Here is an 18,921-nt window from a genome sequence, read left to right as displayed (position 1 = left end):
CAAGGCTAAAATCTCTTCCCCGCCCATTGTCTAGCTATTATAGCGGTTAGAGGGTGTAAAATATAATTAATAGTTGTCATGGTTTATATAAAATAATTTTATATCTTAACTTTCCAACAAGTCGAAGGCATAGAGTTCTTCTTGGCGTAATCGTTATATATCCAATGCCTTCTACCATGATTACTCTCAAGTCCTAGATGAATATATGTTTGTCCTAGCCCAATAGAAATATTTGAGAGCTTATTCGATTCATCTTGAATAAAGTAATTTTCTTTCCATAAATTATCGCAAACAAATTTCTCAATGGCGTAGCGGTTCTCTTGGCTACCCATTGAAATATCCATCGCCTTGGCGGAGATGTGATCACTCTCTTTTGCTCCTCCTAACTTTTCGTTATAGCATGAGCCTCTGTAGTGACTTGTTAAAGTTGTCGATATTCCAGTTTGATCTTCAATTTCTTCTTTAAGTAGGGCAAGGCTAAGGCTTCTATACCAACAAGACTTAGGTGGAATCATATTAGAAATATTGCAAGACTTCATTGTTTGAGTCGAACCTGCTCTTGAGATCGCAATGGCATTTGTGGCCTGTGCTCCAGAGTCAACTAGAAATCTTTGAAAGTCGACTTCGTCGTGCTTGTAGTTTTCTAGATCCAAGATATTGCCACCTAGAGTTTGAATCTTTGACTCTAGAAGAAGTACATCTCTTAGGATGTTATTCTTGGTACAACTATCTTCACCAAATGTAATGTCTTTTAGAAGTTCACTTACTTCTTGCTTGGATAAGTTGTCCTGTGCGCTTGAACTTCCATCAGTCACACTCACTGATTCAATAGAGGATCTCTCATCATGAATGATGTAGCTTTGATCGGGCTCTTTCTTCCCGCAGCTCACAGCTATGAGCAGTGTAAGTAGAAGTATTGATTTAACTTTCATAGTAATTCTATTCTAAAATAAAGAGGCACCGAGGAGAGTGAGATTGTAATAACTTCACTGGGTGTCCATATTTTGGTCACTGATTGAAATGTGGTATCTCGTTGTAATTACAGCCTTTTTTGAGCGACTAGTATTTGGCTAAAGAGTTTATTCGTTATATACTGAGGCGAATTCACCTCTAACGATAGTAGTACTTCATGGAAAATATAAAGGGCTTTATCCTCTCATCATCTTATAGCGACACCTCTAGTGGTATTGAGCTTAATTTCTATTTAAAGACTGATCAGGGTCCTGCCAAGGTTATCATTTCAAATTTTAGACCTGTTTTCTTTATTGAGTCTAAAGTTAGCGGAGTGAAGATACCTAAGCTCTTTGAAAGAAAAAGTGTAGGCTTAAAAAGTTTTGCAAAAGAACCTCTCGATGCCATTTATTTTTCAAAACAAGTAGACCTATTTGAAGCGAGGGACTTTCTTGCAGATAATGGAATAAGAACTTATGAATCTGATGTTAGACCAAATGAGCGTTTTCTCATGGAGAGATTCATTAATGGAGATGTGGAATTACAAGGTGAGTCCCACGAGAGAGGGAAGTTAAAAGTCTTTATAAATCCCAAGCTAAAGAAGTCTAGTTATCAAGTGAGATTAAATATTCTCTCTCTTGATATTGAAACAAGTTTTGGCAATGATCTTTACTCTATTGGTGTTCACTACCAATTTGAGGACCATAGAGAATTTAAAAAAGTCTTCATGGTTGCTAATGAGTATAAAGAAGTTAATGAAGAACTGACATATTACCCCTCCGAGAAAGAAGTTCTATTGGCCTTTAAAGATAATATTCTTCAAAAGGACCCTGATATATTAATCGGATGGCACGTAATTGGATTTGATCTCGATTTCCTACAGAGAAAATTTACTCAGTATTCAATTCCTTTTGAACTTGGAAGAGATGGTGAAAAAGTTAAAATTCATCAAAGAAAGAGTGGGACATATACTTGTGCCATCGGTGGGAGAGTCGTTCTCGATGGTCCACCAACTTTAAGAGGAGCTTTCTATAGCTTTGAGAATTTCAAGCTTGATACTGTTGCTTCAGAGTTACTTGGGGCTCAGAAAGATATTAGTGCAACTGGATCAACGAAAGTAGAAGAAATAGAGAGAAGATTTAGAGAAGATAAGGAGTCTCTTGCTAAGTATAATCTCTTAGACTGTACACTCGTTAGTGATATATTTAAGAAAACAGAGTTAATCGAACTCTATATTACGAGATCTAAAATCTCTGGATTACAACTTGATCGAATTGGAATTTCAACTGCGGCCTTTGATCATTTCTTATTACCTCACATTCATAGAAAAGGCTTTGTTGCTCCCAACGTTTTAGATATTCAAAGGGATGCTCACGCTGCTGGCGGTTATGTAATGGAGCCTAAAGTAGGCCTCTATGAGAATGTAGTTGTTTTAGATTTTAGAAGTCTCTATCCTTCAATTATAAAAACATTTGGAATTGATCCTTATTCAAGAGTAATGTCTGACATAGATACTGTGACGACTCCAACAGGGCATAAGTTCTCTAAGACTGAAAATATTTTACCAGATTTTATTACTGAGTTATTCGAGAAGAGAGTAAGAGCAAAGTCAGTGGGAGATGAGCATCTTTCAATGGCAATTAAAATTTTAATGAACTCTTTCTACGGTGTGATGGGTTCTCCGGGGTGTCGTTTCTATCATGCAGACCTTCCAAGTGCTATTACTGGAACTGGTCAGTGGATATTACTAGAGTCGATTGAATTCTTTAAAAGCCTTGGTTATGAAGTTCTTTATGGAGATACGGACTCAGTATTTGTAAAACTTAAGTCTGAAGATATTTATAAAATAAAAGAGCGGTCAAATGAGTTAGTAAGACGAGCGAATGAGTTTTTAACTAAAAAGCTAGAGACTCGCTTTGGTGTTGAGTCTCATTTGGAGATGGAGTTTGAGAAAGTCTTTAAGAAGCTCTTTCTACCGAGTGCTCGCGGGGGCGAGGGTGGAGCTAAGAAGAGATATGTAGGACTCTTGCAAGGTGAGGGAGAAGATAAACTCTATTTCTCTGGCATGGAGTTTGTTCGCTCTGACTGGACTAAGCTAGCTAAGAATTTTCAATACACACTCTTTAAGAAAATCTTTCAAGGTGAAGACTATGAGAACTTTATAAAAGGTTATGTTGATAGACTTAAGAATGGGGAGTTTGACGATCTTCTCATCTATAGAAAGAGATTAACTAAGGATATCTCTGAGTATACGAAATCGATTCCTCCTCATGTTAAGGCGGCCAAGATTTATGCAGAAAAAACTGGTCAGACTAATTTAAAGAGTATTGAATATATTATGACTAGTTCTGGTCCATACCCAAGTGAGTTGGATTTTCCAAACGTGGATTATGAACATTATATTGAAAAACAAATTAAGCCATTGGCGGACTCTGTTCTCTATATTTTTGATAAGAGCTTTGATGATATAATTTGTGGAGATCAATTATCTTTTTTCTGAGGACGCATGAAGTATCAATATAAAATGGCAACAGTTGTCTTTACAATTTTCCTCGTGGCCCTGCTCTACAATAGATACGAATTAGAGGTCTATACTTGGTTCTGTGAGAACGAAGAGAATGGAGCGGCTTGCTATGTGACTCATAAACTCCATCAAGGGGATAAGAGCCCTGAGGCGGCTAAACGCTACTTAGATCGAAGCTGTAAGCTCAAGTATGAGATGGCCTGTGATGAACTCAATAAAAAATAGTTCCACCCCTTAGACAACCGTTTTACCCCATTTTTCCAAGCTCCCAGAATCACGCGGGGAGTGCGCGACGCGGTAAAAAATGATGAAATATTTCTAGAATCCCCTCTAAAATCTTTTGCAAAAAAGTCGAAAGTGATTTATCAATAAATGAGATAGCCTCTTGAGTTATAACTTAAGTGTTTGAAATTTAAGGGTTATTTTGATTTACAAAGACTTACAAATCCATTGACATTCTCCTGGTCTTTGTAAGTTTTCCCTCCTGGATTTTTAGCTGGATCCGGGAGGGCCTTTAAGTTTTCCTCACAAATTATTTTTTTTGAGTAGAATAGATTTCTATGATTCAAGAAACCTATCACTTATTTAAATCTTCAATTCTATTATTCAATCATAAAAGAGGAACGACTTTAGCTTCATCTTCAACTTTCTATATCTTACTTACAATTGTTCCATTCTTTTTATTACTTATTAGAGTTGTTGGTATTTTTATTGGTGATATAAATTCAACTCAATTAAAGATCTTCAATTTGGTAGAGAGCTTTTTTCCAGATGTTGCACCAGAGATTCTGACTCAAGTGCAAGGGATAGTTAAAGGGCCACTCTTTGCAGGTGGAGAGTTTACAGTTATCAACTTTGCAATTCTTTTGATCTCCTCACTCTCATTCTTTAATTCTATTTGGAACGGTTTATTTTTAATAACTGAGGATAGAAGCTATTTAAGATTTACAAAGCATCTGAAAGGAATATTTGTGATAGGGGTGACAATTATGTGTTTAACTCTCTTCTTCTTTCTCCCTTCTTTATTCTTTTACTCAGGACAATTATTCACCAATAATACTGTAGTCGATTATTTGGCCACGAACTTTCCCTCGCTCTTAAGCGTTAGTGATTATTTCTCAGGTTTTAATTATGGATTCTCCTATATTTTAAAATCGAATATCTTTCATGCGATTATCTTTACCTTCTTCTTCGCATTCTTATACCGCTGGTTCTTTTCATGGAGACTAAGTTTAAAAGAGGCCTTTATCTCTTCACTGATCTTTAGCTGTCTCGTTATAGTTGGGAAGAATCTTTTTTGGATTTATTTTATATATGTTCGCGATAATTTAATAAAGAACTACGGTGACTACTATACGTTGATCGTCGGTGTAATTTGGATATACTTCACAATGAGTTTCTTCTATTTCGGTGCTTGTGTTTGTACGACTTTGTTAAAGGATAGAAGAAATGTTGAACATAATGCGACTTGAATTATTATTGAAACAAGATATATTTTTATTAGGAGAAAATTGTGGGATTAATTAGAACTCTTATTGAATTATATATTTTATTACTCTTTGTAGATGTAATTCTGTCATATCTTCCTCAGTACCGTAGAAATATTTGGGTGGTAAGAATTCATAAATTAGCAAACTATACTTGTGCGCCCGTAAGAAGATATCTTCCAAATGATTTGCCATTTGATTTCTCTCCTCTGATTGTTGTCGTAATCCTCACGATCTTAAAAGCCTTGTGGTAAAAACTTGTCTTTTTAATCTATTTAGTTCACAATTTTAATAACTGTACTTTTTTTCATGGATGAAAAAGGGATCGAATGGATTCGCCAAATATTGATATAGATTTTTTAGCAAAAGAAACACTGGCCTTAAGCGAAGCTCTTAAGGGAAGTGAAGATTTTGGACAGCCATCACTCTTTGATGGTGATTTTCAATTTGAAAGAGGTGAGGACTTTCTTTTAAGGTCTGATCGCTCTGTAGATCAAAGTTCTGAAGACAAGACTTCTCGCAAAGAAGAAATAGAAATAGAAGTAAAAGTAAAAGAATCATCCGCACAAGAGGTGGAAGACGACACTGCACTTTGTGATTCTCTCTTTGAAGTTCAACTGCCTCAGGATGTCGATATTGAATTCTCTTCAGTTCTTGAAGAAGAGGAAGAAATTGTAGACGAGCAAGAAGAGCTCTTTCCCATGTCACCAGGACTTATTTTTAAAATAGATGCTGGAATTTCAACTTTCTGTGTTCGAGGAGTCCTCTGTCACAATATCAACGAATCAGTTCATGGGGTCATGAATAACGAGAATGATAGTTGGAAGAAATTAAAGATAAGAGAGCGCGAAGAACTCTCTGGAATTCATTACTTTGAAACTGCTTCAATAGAGCAGTCAGAGATGATCGCCGAGTATATTTTAAATAAGAGATTTCCTCTGCAAGAGGAGATGGTCTGCAACTTAAGTGATCCTGGATTTAGTTGGTGGCTCGAGTCTAACGATGAGGGAATGAAAATCTACTTCAAGGCCCAGTCTGTAGAGAGGGACACTCAATTCACTCGCCTTGGTCCAATTGGAGATAGAGGAATTGCTTCACTAAAGTTTTTAAAATGTGAATCAATGCTTAGAAGGCTATTTTCAATATCTGAGTATAGCACTACAGAAAAGAGTTTTGAGGTTAGACCGATTAACTCGAAAGACAATAATTACTTAAACTTTAAAGACATATTTGAAAAGGGAGAGTTCAACTTTGAATTCTCAAGCTCTGAATTAACTCTCGAGCAGCAACGTTTGGTGATATTTCTTCAAGAAATAGCTGCTGTACGTGGTTTTTGGATTTCAGTGGAAGAAATTCTTAATAATAAGCCTTGAGAAGAACGCAGAGTTCACTTAAAATAGTAATAACAGGATGTTGTCACAAAATTAGGATTATTTTGTGAATACTAAACTTTAAACAGGATGTTTAAATTGGAATTTTCGTTCGACTCCCAACAAAGGGGAGCCCAAAGCGCGCCAGCTGCTGGTGATGTCGCAAGTGATCGTCTAAGAAAAGCAATTGAGCGCAATCGCGCAAAACAAGCAAAGAGAGATAATATTCAAAAACAAGTTAATAATGGACCAAGTGATGGACCGTTATTTTCTAGCTCCACAGGTCCTAGACCAGCGGGGGCGAGTTCAAGAAATATTTCTGAAAGACTGAGAGCGGCGCAAGCGTCAGGAACTCCAGGATCTTCAATCCCAAGAAGACCAGCATCTAGATTTTCATCATCGCCTTCAACACCAAAGCCTGAGATGAGTGCATCTTCTAGAGAAAGTGAAGAAACTAGCTCGAGAAGTTGGGGCAGTGGTCTATTAAAGAAAAAGAGCGAGACTCAAACAAGAGCGGCAGATCAATCTTCTACAATGGCGACAAGAAGAACAGTTGGAAAACCTGATGAAGCAGAGTTTTTAACACCAGTTAGAAAAGCAGTTTCAAAAGCACCTGCGAAAGTTGGTTATACAAGCGCTAAGAGAAAAGTTAATACAAAATCAAAGAAGAAGTCTGAAACTAATTTTGTAGGCTACCTTGTAAAGTTTGGTTGGGCCTTTTGCACATTTCTACTCTTTAGATTGGTATTCTCTGGTGGTGGAGTTATGGATTATTACTCATCACTAAACCTCTTAGAAGACAAGCAATATGAACACAAGAGAATCATTCAAGAGAATAAAGACCTCGCAGAAGAGATCAAGAAAATTGGAAGCAATTCAATGTATCAAAAGAAACTTGTTAGAGATAATTTAGGTTTTATCGCTAAGGACGAGTACTTAATTCTTTTTCCAAGAGAGAAAAGCCTTTCTCAAAGGTAATCTTATCGCCCACCTTTAGTTTCTTAGCTAAAGGTGAATCACTTCTCATTTCTAAAACATGACGACAATGGTAGAGCTTCGTTCTATAAATCGCCGGAGGCTCTTGAACTCCCGGATGGTGGGGAACATTTCTCTCCACTGCAATGATTTTCATCTGAGAGTCGATAAAGAAGATATCTAAGTCAAAGAGAGTATTGGGCATCCAAAATTTACGCGCACCGTCTTTTGAATACCAAAAGAGCATGGCCTGATCTTTTCTAAATTCACTTTCTTTAGTTCCGCTGAGCCCTAAGCTCATTTGCTCACTAGTAGTCGAGAGTATGACTTCCACCGCTTCTTTCTTTTGAATGAAAATCTTTGTTCTCTTGCGCTCTTTAAAGGCCGCACTAGGAGAATTACAACTTAACAAAGTTAAGGATATTATTAGGATTTGAGAAATATTTTTAATGAGCATCGGTGTAAAATGCGCTATAAATGTCTTCATAACTTAACTCTAATTTATGAGGGGAGATAAATCAAATGGCCGAAATTAAGGGACTAATGAGGACTCACAATTGTGGTGAGCTTCGCGAAGAACATGTAGGACAAACAGTAACACTTTGTGGTTGGGTAAATAAGTACCGAGATCTTGGCGCTCTTCACTTCATTGATATTAGAGATAAGTATGGACTCACACAGCTTGGCTTTGAGGCCTTTACTGGTGATCTAGCTATATTAAAGGACTGTGCTCTTGAGTCAGTGATTAAAGTTACTGGTGAAGTTGCTAAGCGACCAGAGGCCGCACAGAATAAGAAAATGGATACTGGACTAGTCGAAGTTCAAGTAAAGGAAATTGAAGTTCTCTCTAGAAATGATATCGACAATATTCCATTTCTACCATTTGGTCAGATTGAGGCTACTGAAGATCTCAAGCTAAAGTACCGCTACTTAGAGTTAAGAACTAAGAAGTTACAAGATATTTTGGCCCTAAGATCAAAAGCTACAAATACTGTAAGAAGAATTCTACAAGAGCAAAAGTTCATTGAAGTAGAAACTCCAATTCTCTATAAATCAACACCTGAGGGTGCTAGAGATTATGTTGTTCCTTCAAGAGTTCACCCTGGAAAAGTCTATGCTCTTCCTCAGTCGCCACAAACCCTAAAGCAGTTATTAATGATTGGATCAACAGATAAGTACTTTCAAATCTGTAGATGTTTTCGCGATGAAGACTTAAGAGCTGACAGACAGCCTGAGTTTACTCAGATTGATATGGAAATCTCATTTGCAACACCTGAGTATATTAAAAACTTAGTTGAAAAAATCTTAGGGGAGCTCTTTGATTTAGAAGACGGGTTTACTCTTCCAATGATGTCTTATAACGAAGCTCTAGCGCGCTTTGGTTCAGATAAGCCAGATTTAAGATTTGGATTAGAGCATAGAATCGTAACAAATATTTTTAAAGATTCTGACTTTTCTGTTTTCTCAAGTGTAGCCGGAGCGAATGGTTTAATTAAAGCTATTTTCGTACCTGAAGCAATGGGAAGCTTCTCTCGTAAGGATACAGACGCTCTAACAGAAGTTGTTAAACCTCACGGTGGAAAAGGTGTAGCGTTCTTTAAAGTTTCTGGTGAAGAGAGAACTGGTGGTATCTCTAAGTTTATTACAGATGAAATCTACCAAGCACTTGTGGCAACGGGTGAAGAGTCTGGAAATGGAACTTGGCTCTTCTGTGCTGATGCTGATCACGATACAACTCATGGTTGTGCTGATGCCCTTAGAAGACACCTTGGTAAGAAGTTAGATATTATTGAAGACGGATATAAATTCTTATGGGTTTATGACTTCCCACTTCTTGAGTGGAACCCTGATGATAAGAGATATATTGCTCGTCACCATCCATTCACTATGATCAATGTAGATCAAAAAGATACGTTCATTGCTGCTGATCCTAAGGATTCGGAGTCTCTAAAAGATATGCCTGCTCAGGCCTATGACGTAGTTTGTAATGGATATGAGCTAGGTGGTGGATCTATTAGAATCCATGAGCAACCAATTCAAAAGAAAATGTTTGAAGTTTTAGGAATGGGTGAAGAAGAAATTCAATCTCAATTTGGTTTCTTTGTTGAGGCCCTTAAGTATGGTGTTCCTCCACACGGGGGACTGGCATTTGGTCTAGATAGAATCATTATGTTACTGGCCAAAACAGACTCTATTAGAGACGTCATCGCATTTCCAAAGACAACTTCAGCAAGTGATCTTATGTCAAAAGCTCCATCTGTCCCAGCACAGGCCCAGCTAGACGAGCTTCACTTTAATTGGAATAAAAAATAAATTCACTTCATTTTATGGGCCCTAGAATCTAGGGCCTATTAAATTCTTTAAAAAAATTCGAATTCTGCTATCCTATTACTTATAGGATTTTTATGGCCATTGGACTAAACGACATTAATAAGAAAGCCACTAGGGGAGTGAAGTCTATTCTAGATGTTATTCTGGAGAGAAAAGAAGAGAAACTCTCGGGAAAGACTCGAAAGAAGAGAGTACTACGTCCTTGGGAGAGTTCGCAAGAAAGAGCACAAGAGCCTCAAAAGAATAGTCGTGTTATGTCTCCATTTGAAAAGAGTCAGTCTCTCAGTGAAGATGAATTGATGGGGTTAAAAATTCAAGAAAGAGCAAAAGAGCTCTTTCAAAATATTTCAGATTTTCTACAGTAGACCATTTGGCATATACTTCTCTCTTGCCTTGGCCAGCTCCTTAAAAAATTGCTGAGTCTTTTCAGGGTACTCATTATTAAATTTATGGCTTACAGGAATATAGAGAAAGTCTTCTAGAAAATTCTTATCTAAGGTTTTAATAGAATCTCTCTCTTTGAAATCTCTAAGTATAATATTGCCAACCTCTTCTAGAACAATATAGGCATCTAATCTTCCCATAATCATTAACTCAAAAGATTGTTTTACTTTCAGATTGGTTTCCTTGAGAAGTTTCATATCTTGCAACATCTTTGCGGCAACATAATTCTTAGGCGCTCCAATTCCTTGCTTTACTCCACTAAAAGTTTTTCCGTCCCATTTTAGTGAGGAGTTCTTTAAAGTATAGACTTTGTAATTTGCTTGTAGAATTCTATATTCACTATCTGCTTGTTGCGGACTTTTCTTAGGGAAGACTGCGATCTCATCACGCTCCTTGCTCCAAAGGGAAGTAAGAATTGCATCGACTTTATTATCTTTAATATCTTTTAGGCATCTAGACCAAGAAGTTCTTATGAAGTCCGCTTCAAATCCAATATTACTTACAGCTTCACTTATTGTTTTTATTACAGGAGTGAGTACTTGCTTTTTTCCATCCTTAGCGTCGTAAGGAAAGAAATTTGTATCTTCGTAACAAACTAGAAACGGCTTGGCGCAAATACTAAGATTTATGATAAATAATAGGAAAGTTTTTGATAAAAGTTTCATTTATTTATAGTAAAGGGCAAGTCAATTTCTAGCAAGCTAATAGATATTAGGAAACTTTTCTATCTTTTGAAATTTTCTTGGCGACTGGGTCCTCTGGAAAGAGAGGAGTTACTTTTGCAGATCCAGTATCCTCTAAACTTTCAATGAGGTACTCTTCATCTGCATTCATGACAAAAGAGTCTGATAACCAATCAGGAATACCTTTAGCATCCCTTCTAAAGTAAGGAATAAGAAGAAGGGTAAAACCTGTTGGAATTGTGATGAAGTACCCTAGAGTTCTAAGAACAGAAGTTTTTAAACTTAGTTGATCACTATGGGTATGTGGGCATTGAACTTTAAGATTGAAAATAATTTTCCCAGGAGTTTTTCCCTCAGAAAGATAGTATGAGAGAAGAAAATATCCGCAGAAAACTACAAGAAAGTTAAGTAAGTTTACTGCTGACAATTTATCCGCAACGTTCTCTCTTGTGACTAATGGTAATTGATAGAAGAATGCTTTTACGAAATTTACGTAAGTAAACATTATGGCCTTATTTATAATACTTATAAGGAAGAGGTCCATAGTGAAAGCATAGAGGCGATCTTTTAGGAGACTCTTTCTCGTATTCTTAAAGCTTGATAAATGTGTGACGTTGTTCTTATTCTTCCACATGCTTGTCTTATCGTCTCTTCGTTCTCATTCCTTAAATGGTAATGTTTGGAATATCTCTATGTAGCAAAAGATTCCCGAGTCTTTTACTCGGAAAGATTAGCATTGTGGTACATAGGAGTAGTAGAGGCTTCCACCCTTAATTTTTGGAAGGACATCCTTCATTCGACCTACTGCAATTGCTGGGCAACCAAGAGTTCTACCTTGAATTTTTGAATAATTTTTAACGTAGCTTGCTTCATGAAAGACGACAGCATTTCTTCGTACATCACTACTTGAGCTCTCTAGTCCAGTAAGTCTAATTGCATTGTGACCAGGCATAGAGTTGTAATTAAATTTGCTAGAGAAGTAAGTACTATCCACTCGCATAAAGCCCGGTCTCGTCATACCGTAGCGTCTATGTTTTACAAGTCTAATTCTTCTACTAAATTTAGAGTGCATACACTTATCTAAGTAGCCATCGTGATTTCTGTCTCCATTAGGGAAACCAAGTCTATTGCGGCCACTTCCATGAGCAACAAACTCTCTTTGCAATTCTCCAGTTTTTAAATCGAGAATGTAGAGTCTCTTTTCTTTTGAACTTTGAGAGAAATCTCCAATTGTTATATATCTTCTATTGCTTAGAAGGTGTGAGTTGTTCTCGTAGAAATCCATTGCTTCAACGAGAGGTGTTTCTGGAACTCCTTGGGCAATAAAGTGCTCAATGGTCTCGTTAGTTCCCTCGATGTGATATCCATCAAAGGCAAGAGTATTAAAAGAAATAAAAAGTGTAAGTAGTAGTAGATTTTTCATAACTTACTCCTCGGAGTAAGTTATGAATATTTTAGAACTTTATACTTGAGCAGATCTATTGTCTAAGAGACTCTTTAAGTTGGTTAAGCTTATTAAGGGCCTCAAGAGGAGTCATGTTCATAACATCAACAGAGCTTAGGTCTACTTCTAGCTTTTGAAGATGTTCAGGAATTTCTCTCTCTACAATAATTTCAGGCTCTCCAAAAAAGCTTAACTGGGGAGATGAAATATCATTCGTATTTACATCAAGACTTGTCGCCGAGCTATTTCCATTTTCACTCTCTAGAGTTTTTAAGAGGTGAGTTGAGCGCTCTAGAATTGATTGTGGAAGACCCGCTAATTTAGCAACGTAGATACCAAAACTCTGAGATGCACCTTCTTCAATGAGACGATAAAGAAATTGAACATCGCCATCTTTGTTAAAAGTTTCAACTGTTAAGTTCTTTGCTCCAGGTAATTGCTCTACCATCTCAATAAGTTCATGATAGTGAGTAGCAAAGAGAGTAAGCGCTTTTGTTTGATTTACAAAGTGCTCTACTAGGGACCACGCAATACTGAGCCCATCATATGTTGATGTCCCTCTTCCAACTTCATCTAGAATGATAAGTGAGTTTTCAGTTGCATGGCGAAGAATTTCTGCAGTCTCGGCCATTTCAACCATAAATGTTGATTGACCCTTTAAGATATCATCACTCGCCCCAAGTCTACTAAAGAGGTAGTCGCATAGTCCAAGGTTAGCACTTTCGGCAGGAACATATGAACCTACTTGGGCCAAGAGTTGTACTATGGCCACTTCACGCATAACGGTTGTTTTACCGGCCATGTTTGGACCAGTGATTAGACCAAAGAAACACTCTTCATTAAGCATAAGGTCGTGGGCCACAAATTGATCTTTAATAATAGATTTAATTAGTGGGTGCCAAGCTCCTTCTAGGTGAGTGAGCTTTCTCTTTTCATTTAAGTTTGGCTTAGTGAAGTCTTCTTGTGCTGCAACCCAGGCAAAACTTTGGAATACATCTAATAGACCAAGTGACTTTGAAAGCATCATGATCGCATTATTATTTTCGGCAACTTCACTTATAAGTGCTTTGAAGATTTCTCTCTCAAGTCTCTCTAGCTTTTCTTTTGCAGAGAAGATTTCTTTTTCAAAAGCAGTGAGTTCCTCTGTAGTGTATCTTTCAGAGTTTACTAATGTTTGTCTTCTCTTGAAGTTATCTGGAACTTTATCAGTATGAGTTTTTGAAACTTCAATAAAGTAGCCTGCAACATTATTTGACTTCACTCTTAATTTTTGAATTCCCGTCTCTTCTCTGTAGCGGGCTTCAAGCTCTAAGAGTTCGTTGGCCGTATTTGTGCTTAGTTTGGCCAAGCGGTCTCTCTCTTGATCGCAACCTTCTTTAATTAAATTCCCTTTCTCTAGGGCAGCACCAATTTCATCATTAATCGTATTTTCAACTCTCTTTGAGAGTGCTCTAAGTGAAGTGAGTTCTTTCTTTTTAAGTGTGCTTAGAAATTTTGCACTTGGGTGTGAAAAAACATCCCCAAGCTCTTCGTATGTTCTAACTGCTTTCGCTAGGTTAATGAGATCTCCAGCAGTAGATTTATTCGTTGAGACCTTTGCCATAATTCTTTCAAGGTCTCTAACATCACTTAATTTCTCTCTAACAGATTCAAGGATATCACTCTCATCCAGAAAGTATGAGACAAAGTTCTGTCTATCGCTAATGGCAACGAGATCATTGAGAGGGTTAGTGAAAACTTGCTTTAAGTTTCTAGAGCCCATTGCTGTTTTTGTTTTATCTAAGAATCCTAGTAGTGAATCTTTATAAGTCTCTCTAGACTTAGGTAAAATCTCAAGCCCAATTAGTGTGGGAGCAGTAACTTTCATATGACCTTTTTCACTAATCATTTGAAATGGTCTTATATGGCAGAAGTTCTCTGCATTTTGAGTAGAACAGATATAGTAGGAGAGTGCACCAATAGGTCCTAATATCTCATGACAAGTTGCTATGACCTTGTCTCTTTTAAAGGCAGGTATAAGCTTTTCAATATAGATTTCAGTATATTTCTGTTCAAAGTATTCTTTTGAAAGGTGAGTCTTTAATACACCTAATGCATTTAGGAGGTTGTCGAGCTCTTTGACTTCGTCCCAATCTCCCATAGCGCAAATAAACTCTTTAGGAGCAAGCATTCTGAGCTTGTCTAAGAAGTCCTCAATGGTAGTGAGTTTATGTCCACTGAACTCACCTGTTGTGAAATCAATTGCTGCTAAATAATAAGCGTCTTCTAGCTTGATGGCAGAGGCTATGAATTTATGATCTTGTGAGTCTGCTTTTTCCAAATCAAATGGAAGGCCAGGGGAGACCACTTGAGTAACGGCCCTTTTTACAATTCCTTTTGCTTCTTTAGGATCTTCAACTTGTTCACAGATGGCAACCTTGAGACCAAAAGCACTGAGTCTATCAATGTAAACTGCAGCGGCATGGTGAGGAATTCCGGCCATCGGAATAGGGAAGTCGCCAAGCTTACCTCGGTGGGTAAGAGTAATATTTAAAAGTTTTGAAGCTTTCTTTGCATCATCGAAGAAGACTTCATAGAAGTCTCCCATTCGAAAGAGAACGAGATGGTCTGCGTATTCTTTTTTTACGTCGTAGAATTGGGCCATCATTGGTGTGAGTTTTACACCGTGTTCAACGATTTCATTCAAGGTGTCGAGAGTGTGTGTGGACAAAGTTAAATCCCTGATAAAATTGGTTTTTTATTGTGGGGGCAACAGTAGCATAGGGGCAATTTCTTCGCAAAATAAAAGCTCTGATTTTCCCTGTCAAATTAATAAGTTATTGAAAAATAATAAAAAAAACGAGACTATATTTGCTATGTGCTTGGTGAAGGGAAGAGTGATATAATCTTCACTTAGAGGCGCGGAGCGTAATTTGATCAATAGTTTTAAAAAATCATTTGTTTTCTTTAGTTTTCTCCTGATTTTGGGAGGCATCACTATTTGGGGTGAGAGTGTGGAGTGGAAGCGCTCGCAGGCCCTGAAAAATGAGGCGGAAGATGAGAGTCAGAGCTATGATCAAGAAAGTTACTTTGAAACAGTCTCTTTCTATCGTGTTAAAAATGAAAAACCAGTTCTTCATCTAGACGCAAAAGAATTGTCTATGAACTCTGCGACCGGTAAATCACTCTTTGCTGAGCCAGAAGGTGTTGCCTTTACTGGCAATGGTGAGCCTGTTCAATATTCTGCCCGCAACGGATTTCTCTTTAGGGCCCAGGATCAAGTTATTTTTGAGAATGAAGTTAAGTTTAAAATGGAGACTTCAACTCTTAGTGCAGATAAAACAACTTACTTTATGAATATTGATGAGATTGTCTCAGAGGGCAATGTTGAGACAATAAGTATTAGTGAAAAGAATAAGACCAAAGAAAATATAAAAGTATGGTCAAACTCCGCCATTACTTGGCCCTCAAAAGACAAGAGTCGCTACGAGGGAGATGTTAGGGGCGTGATTAAGAGAAAGCGAGTTTATGAAGAAAGCGTCAGCTTTAAGGCCCAGCAAGTAGACGTAAATATGCTGACGCTTCAAATAGATTTACTTGAAAAAGTACACTTGGAAAAACAACAACTTAAGGCGGATTCTCACCGCGGAGAAATATTTCTCGAAAACTATAATAAAAAGCTCAAGTATTTCGTTCTTTATGACGATGTGAAGGTTGTAGAGAAAGTAAAACTGGAAAAGGATGGTCGTGTTTCCTCCTTTGAAAGACGTGCTTTTGGAGAAAAACTGGAAGGTATGATGAGTGAGAGTAAAATTATTCTCACTGGATACCCGAAGGTTTTTCAACAAAACGATGTAATTACTGGAAATAAAATTGTGCTCCGTGAGAATAACGAAGTTGTTGAAGTAGATGATGCGAACACTAATTTTATATTAAGGTAATTTATGGAAGAAAGAAGCTTTCTAGAGGCTACAAACCTCAAGAAAACCTACTCGGGAAGAACAGTTGTTAAAGACGTTAGTCTAAGAGTAGAGCAAGGTGAAGTTGTCGGTCTCTTGGGACCAAACGGAGCAGGAAAAACCACATCATTTTATATGATCGTTGGTTTGGTAAGAGCAGACGAAGGAAGGATAGAACTTTCTGGAGATGAGCTTACGGAGTTTCCCATTCACGTTCGCGCACTTAAAGGTGTGGGCTACTTACCCCAAGAGGCTTCTGTTTTTAGAGACCTGACAGTAGAAGAAAATATCTATGCTGTCTTAGAAAATAGAAAGTTGCCAAAAGTTAAAAGGCAAAATCTATTGGAGTCTCTTTTAGAAGATTTTGGACTGGGACATATAAGAAAGTCTCTAGGTTCAGCTCTTTCCGGTGGGGAGAGAAGAAGAGTGGAAATTGCGAGGGCCTTGGCATTGGAGCCAAGATTTGTTCTTCTCGATGAACCATTCGCTGGGGTTGATCCTCTCGCTGTAAGCGATATTCAAGGGGTGATCCGCAGTTTGAAGAATAGAAATATTGGCGTCTTAATTACAGACCACAATGTGAGAGAAACATTGGGAATTGTAGATAGGGCCTATATTATGAATAGTGGTGAACTACTTGTTAGTGGAACACCAGACGAAATTGTAAATAACGAAAGAGCACGGAAGTTCTATTTGGGTGACGAATTTAAGATGTAAAATGTCACCCAGCTTTTAAAAAATAAAAGGTGGAACTATGGCAGTTAAGATCTCACAAAGTCTTAAACAATCTCAGAACTTGATGATGACGCCGCAATTGCAGCAGGCGATCAAACTCTTGACTTTAACTCACCTTGAAATGACTTCTGTTATTGCTGAAGAGATGGTTGAAAATCCAATGCTCGAAGAATTTGGCAATGGTAATGAAGTTCCAGATAAGAAATCAGAAGACGATTACAATGTAGAAAAATTAGAGAGCCAGGGGGCGGAAGCAAAGAGTGAAAACTTTGATGAAGCACCAGTTATTTCAAAAGATGATGACTTTGATTGGCAGAAATATGTCGAGACATATAATAACTCGTCTTCGACTCCATCAATGGTTGGTCCGGCCTCAAGTGATGAAACACCTAATTATGAAAATATAATCTCTAAGGGGATGTCTCTTGCTGATCACCTTGAGTGGCAGCTAAGAATGGAAGACCTTACAAACGAGGAACTCGCTCTTGGTCTAGAGATTATTCACAACATTAATGATGATGGTTACCTAAGTACATCTTATGATGAAATCATTGCAAAGACTGAGCTAGAGAGAGATCATGCATTTGATGTCTTTGAAATGGTTCAGCGCTTTGATCCTGTAGGTTGTGGAGCAGCTAATCTAACTGACTGTCTTCTTGCTCAGGCGAGAATCGCAGAGGAGAGATCTCCTTTGTTAGAAAAGATTATTAGCTTCCACTTAGAAGATCTACATAGAAAAGACTATGCAAAAATTAGTAAGGAAACGGGAGCGTCTTCTGAAATTATAATGGAGACTGCGAAGCTTCTACATCAATTTCATCCAAAGCCAGGACGTCTTGTCTCTGATCAAGATACTCACTATATCACACCTGATATTTATGTCGTTGAAGTGGGTGGAGAATTTGTTGTACAAGTGAACGATGAAGGAATTCCTCGTCTTAGAATTTCAAAGCTCTATCAAGAACTTTTAACGAGTGCTAAAGGTGAGAAGAGTGAAGCAAGTGAGTATGTTTTAGATAAATTAAAATCTGCAAAGTGGTTGTTAAAGTCTATTCAAACTAGACAACAAACTATTTATAAAGTTTCTAAAGCAATCGTAAGGCAGCAACAAGAATTCTTTAAAAAGGGTCCAAAATATTTAAAGCCAATGATCTTAAAAGATGTTGCCAATGAAATTGGAATGCATGAGTCAACAGTATCGAGAGTGACAACGAATAAGTATATGCACACGCCAATTGGTCTCTTTGAACTAAAGTATTTCTTTAATACTGGTATTGGTGGAAAGAATGGTGGAGACGATATCTCAAGTGAAGTTTTAAAGCTTAAGATTAAAGAATTAGTGGCCAACGAAAGCCCTAAGAAACCTCTTTCTGATCAGAAAATCGCCGACCTTTTAAGTCGAGATGACGTAAAAGTTGCGAGGAGAACAGTAGCTAAGTATCGAGAGATGCTGGGAATTGAATCTTCTTCGAAAAGAAAAGTAAAATCTTAATAATTTATTACGATAAGTTTCATACACTAGCAAAGTGTAGAAAAACATAACGACAGGAGTAGGACGTTTATGAAAGTGACTATCACATTTCTTCATTTAGAGCACACTCAAGCACTTGATGACAGAATCCATGAAAAGTCAGCTAAGCTTAAAAAGTTTATTGACGGAGAAATTAATTTGAAGTGGAGCTGTTATGTGAAAGAGGGAAATCACTATGCTGAAGTAGACTTAAATGGGCCTACTTTCCATTATCATGCTACGGGACACTCTGATAGTCTTTATAAGACTATTGATGTTGTTGTTGATAAGCTTGAGAAGCAGCTTCAAAAGAAGAAAGGGAAATGGAAGAATAGCAAACACAGAGTTGCTGTTAAAGAGATGAAAATTAATGATCCTGAGATGGCCTGGGCCGAGTACGACGAAGATTACGTCGCTTAAGAGATCACTAAATTTAAATTAAAAAAAGCGCCTCTTCTAATGAGGCGTTTTTTTATTTCTTGGCACTGAATTTGAACTCTTAAATAGGGTGTGGAGTTTATTATCCACC

At 37.4% G+C, this 18,921-nt stretch carries 18 protein-coding genes; 12 read left to right on the top strand and 6 right to left on the bottom strand.

The genetic code is table 11. The features are described from left to right. Positions 1 to 98 precede the first annotated feature (98 nt). Positions 99 to 932 (bottom strand): D-Ala-D-Ala carboxypeptidase family metallohydrolase, encoded by an 834-nt coding sequence (locus BMS_RS12805; protein WP_014245244.1) that lies wholly within the window; start codon positions 930 to 932, stop codon positions 99 to 101. Positions 933 to 1,129: 197 nt separating this feature from the next. Here BMS_RS12805 and BMS_RS12800 point away from each other — a divergent pair, with 197 nt between their 5' ends. The 6 genes from BMS_RS12800 (at position 1,130) to BMS_RS12775 (ending at position 7,310) form a co-directional block, all read left to right on the top strand. Then, a complete protein-coding gene (locus BMS_RS12800) occupies positions 1,130 to 3,451 on the top strand; it encodes a DNA polymerase II (RefSeq protein ID WP_014245243.1) in 2,322 nt (773 codons plus the stop codon). 6 nt (positions 3,452 to 3,457) lie between these two features. Further along, positions 3,458 to 3,700 carry a hypothetical protein gene (locus BMS_RS12795; RefSeq protein WP_014245242.1) on the top strand — a complete coding sequence of 81 codons (243 nt, stop codon included), beginning with the start codon at positions 3,458 to 3,460 and terminating at the stop codon, positions 3,698 to 3,700. Positions 3,701 to 4,035: 335 nt separating this feature from the next. Next, positions 4,036 to 4,947, top strand: coding sequence for a YihY/virulence factor BrkB family protein (locus BMS_RS12790; RefSeq protein ID WP_014245241.1), 912 nt, complete (start codon positions 4,036 to 4,038; stop codon positions 4,945 to 4,947). A 41-nt stretch (positions 4,948 to 4,988) separates the two neighbouring features. Next, positions 4,989 to 5,216 carry a YggT family protein gene (locus BMS_RS12785; protein ID WP_014245240.1) on the top strand — a complete coding sequence of 76 codons (228 nt, stop codon included), beginning with the start codon at positions 4,989 to 4,991 and terminating at the stop codon, positions 5,214 to 5,216. A 75-nt stretch (positions 5,217 to 5,291) separates the two neighbouring features. Continuing rightward, positions 5,292 to 6,335 (top strand): hypothetical protein, encoded by a 1,044-nt coding sequence (locus BMS_RS12780; RefSeq protein ID WP_014245239.1) that lies wholly within the window; start codon positions 5,292 to 5,294, stop codon positions 6,333 to 6,335. A 96-nt stretch (positions 6,336 to 6,431) separates the two neighbouring features. Beyond that, the gene (locus BMS_RS12775) at positions 6,432 to 7,310 is read left to right on the top strand and encodes an FtsB family cell division protein (protein WP_157868285.1); all 879 of its coding nucleotides are present in this window, start codon (positions 6,432 to 6,434) and stop codon (positions 7,308 to 7,310) included. Here the strand turns inward: BMS_RS12775 and BMS_RS12770 are convergent. Next, positions 7,255 to 7,794, bottom strand: a complete 540-nt coding sequence (locus BMS_RS12770; protein WP_014245237.1) for a DUF192 domain-containing protein — start codon at positions 7,792 to 7,794, stop codon at positions 7,255 to 7,257. The genes BMS_RS12775 and BMS_RS12770 overlap by 56 nt on opposite strands. Before the next feature lie 35 nt (positions 7,795 to 7,829). On the opposite strand from BMS_RS12770, the gene aspS reads away from it, so the two are divergent. Both aspS and BMS_RS12760 read left to right on the top strand, forming a co-directional pair. After that, positions 7,830 to 9,620 (top strand): aspartate--tRNA ligase, encoded by a 1,791-nt coding sequence (gene aspS, locus BMS_RS12765; protein WP_014245236.1) that lies wholly within the window; start codon positions 7,830 to 7,832, stop codon positions 9,618 to 9,620. A gap of 92 nt (positions 9,621 to 9,712) precedes the next feature. After that, the gene (locus tag BMS_RS12760; RefSeq protein WP_014245235.1) at positions 9,713 to 10,003 is read left to right on the top strand and encodes a hypothetical protein; all 291 of its coding nucleotides are present in this window, start codon (positions 9,713 to 9,715) and stop codon (positions 10,001 to 10,003) included. Here the strand turns inward: BMS_RS12760 and BMS_RS12755 are convergent. From BMS_RS12755 to mutS, 4 genes are all read right to left on the bottom strand, one after another. Further along, entirely contained in the window at positions 9,995 to 10,747 is a 753-nt protein-coding gene (locus tag BMS_RS12755; RefSeq protein ID WP_014245234.1) for a substrate-binding periplasmic protein, read from the bottom strand. The genes BMS_RS12760 and BMS_RS12755 overlap by 9 nt on opposite strands. A 46-nt stretch (positions 10,748 to 10,793) precedes the next feature. Further along, complete coding sequence (locus BMS_RS12750; RefSeq protein WP_014245233.1) at positions 10,794 to 11,399, bottom strand: RDD family protein; 606 nt, start codon at positions 11,397 to 11,399, stop codon at positions 10,794 to 10,796. A gap of 96 nt (positions 11,400 to 11,495) precedes the next feature. Continuing rightward, complete coding sequence (locus tag BMS_RS12745) at positions 11,496 to 12,188, bottom strand: murein L,D-transpeptidase catalytic domain-containing protein (RefSeq protein ID WP_014245232.1); 693 nt, start codon at positions 12,186 to 12,188, stop codon at positions 11,496 to 11,498. A gap of 55 nt (positions 12,189 to 12,243) precedes the next feature. Next, the gene (gene mutS / locus BMS_RS12740) at positions 12,244 to 14,919 is read right to left on the bottom strand and encodes a DNA mismatch repair protein MutS (protein ID WP_014245231.1); all 2,676 of its coding nucleotides are present in this window, start codon (positions 14,917 to 14,919) and stop codon (positions 12,244 to 12,246) included. Between the two features lie 202 nt (positions 14,920 to 15,121). Between mutS and lptC the strand changes: the two genes are divergently transcribed. The 4 genes from lptC to hpf all read left to right on the top strand — a co-directional run bounded on the left by lptC (position 15,122) and on the right by hpf (position 18,812). Continuing rightward, positions 15,122 to 16,129, top strand: coding sequence for an LPS export ABC transporter periplasmic protein LptC (gene lptC, locus BMS_RS12735; protein ID WP_014245230.1), 1,008 nt, complete (start codon positions 15,122 to 15,124; stop codon positions 16,127 to 16,129). Positions 16,130 to 16,132: 3 nt separating this feature from the next. Next, entirely contained in the window at positions 16,133 to 16,864 is a 732-nt protein-coding gene (gene lptB, locus BMS_RS12730; RefSeq protein WP_014245229.1) for an LPS export ABC transporter ATP-binding protein, read from the top strand. Between the two features lie 37 nt (positions 16,865 to 16,901). Then, the gene (gene rpoN / locus BMS_RS12725; RefSeq protein ID WP_014245228.1) at positions 16,902 to 18,374 is read left to right on the top strand and encodes an RNA polymerase factor sigma-54; all 1,473 of its coding nucleotides are present in this window, start codon (positions 16,902 to 16,904) and stop codon (positions 18,372 to 18,374) included. A gap of 69 nt (positions 18,375 to 18,443) precedes the next feature. Then, entirely contained in the window at positions 18,444 to 18,812 is a 369-nt protein-coding gene (hpf, locus tag BMS_RS17105; protein ID WP_014245227.1) for a ribosome hibernation-promoting factor, HPF/YfiA family, read from the top strand. Positions 18,813 to 18,921 lie beyond the last annotated feature (109 nt).

The organism is Halobacteriovorax marinus SJ, assembly GCF_000210915.2.
Classification (GTDB): Bacteria; Bdellovibrionota; Bacteriovoracia; order Bacteriovoracales; family Bacteriovoracaceae; genus Halobacteriovorax; species Halobacteriovorax marinus.
The sequence above is the reverse complement of the archived record's forward strand: the minus strand, read 5'-3'. Positions and strand labels throughout refer to the sequence as shown.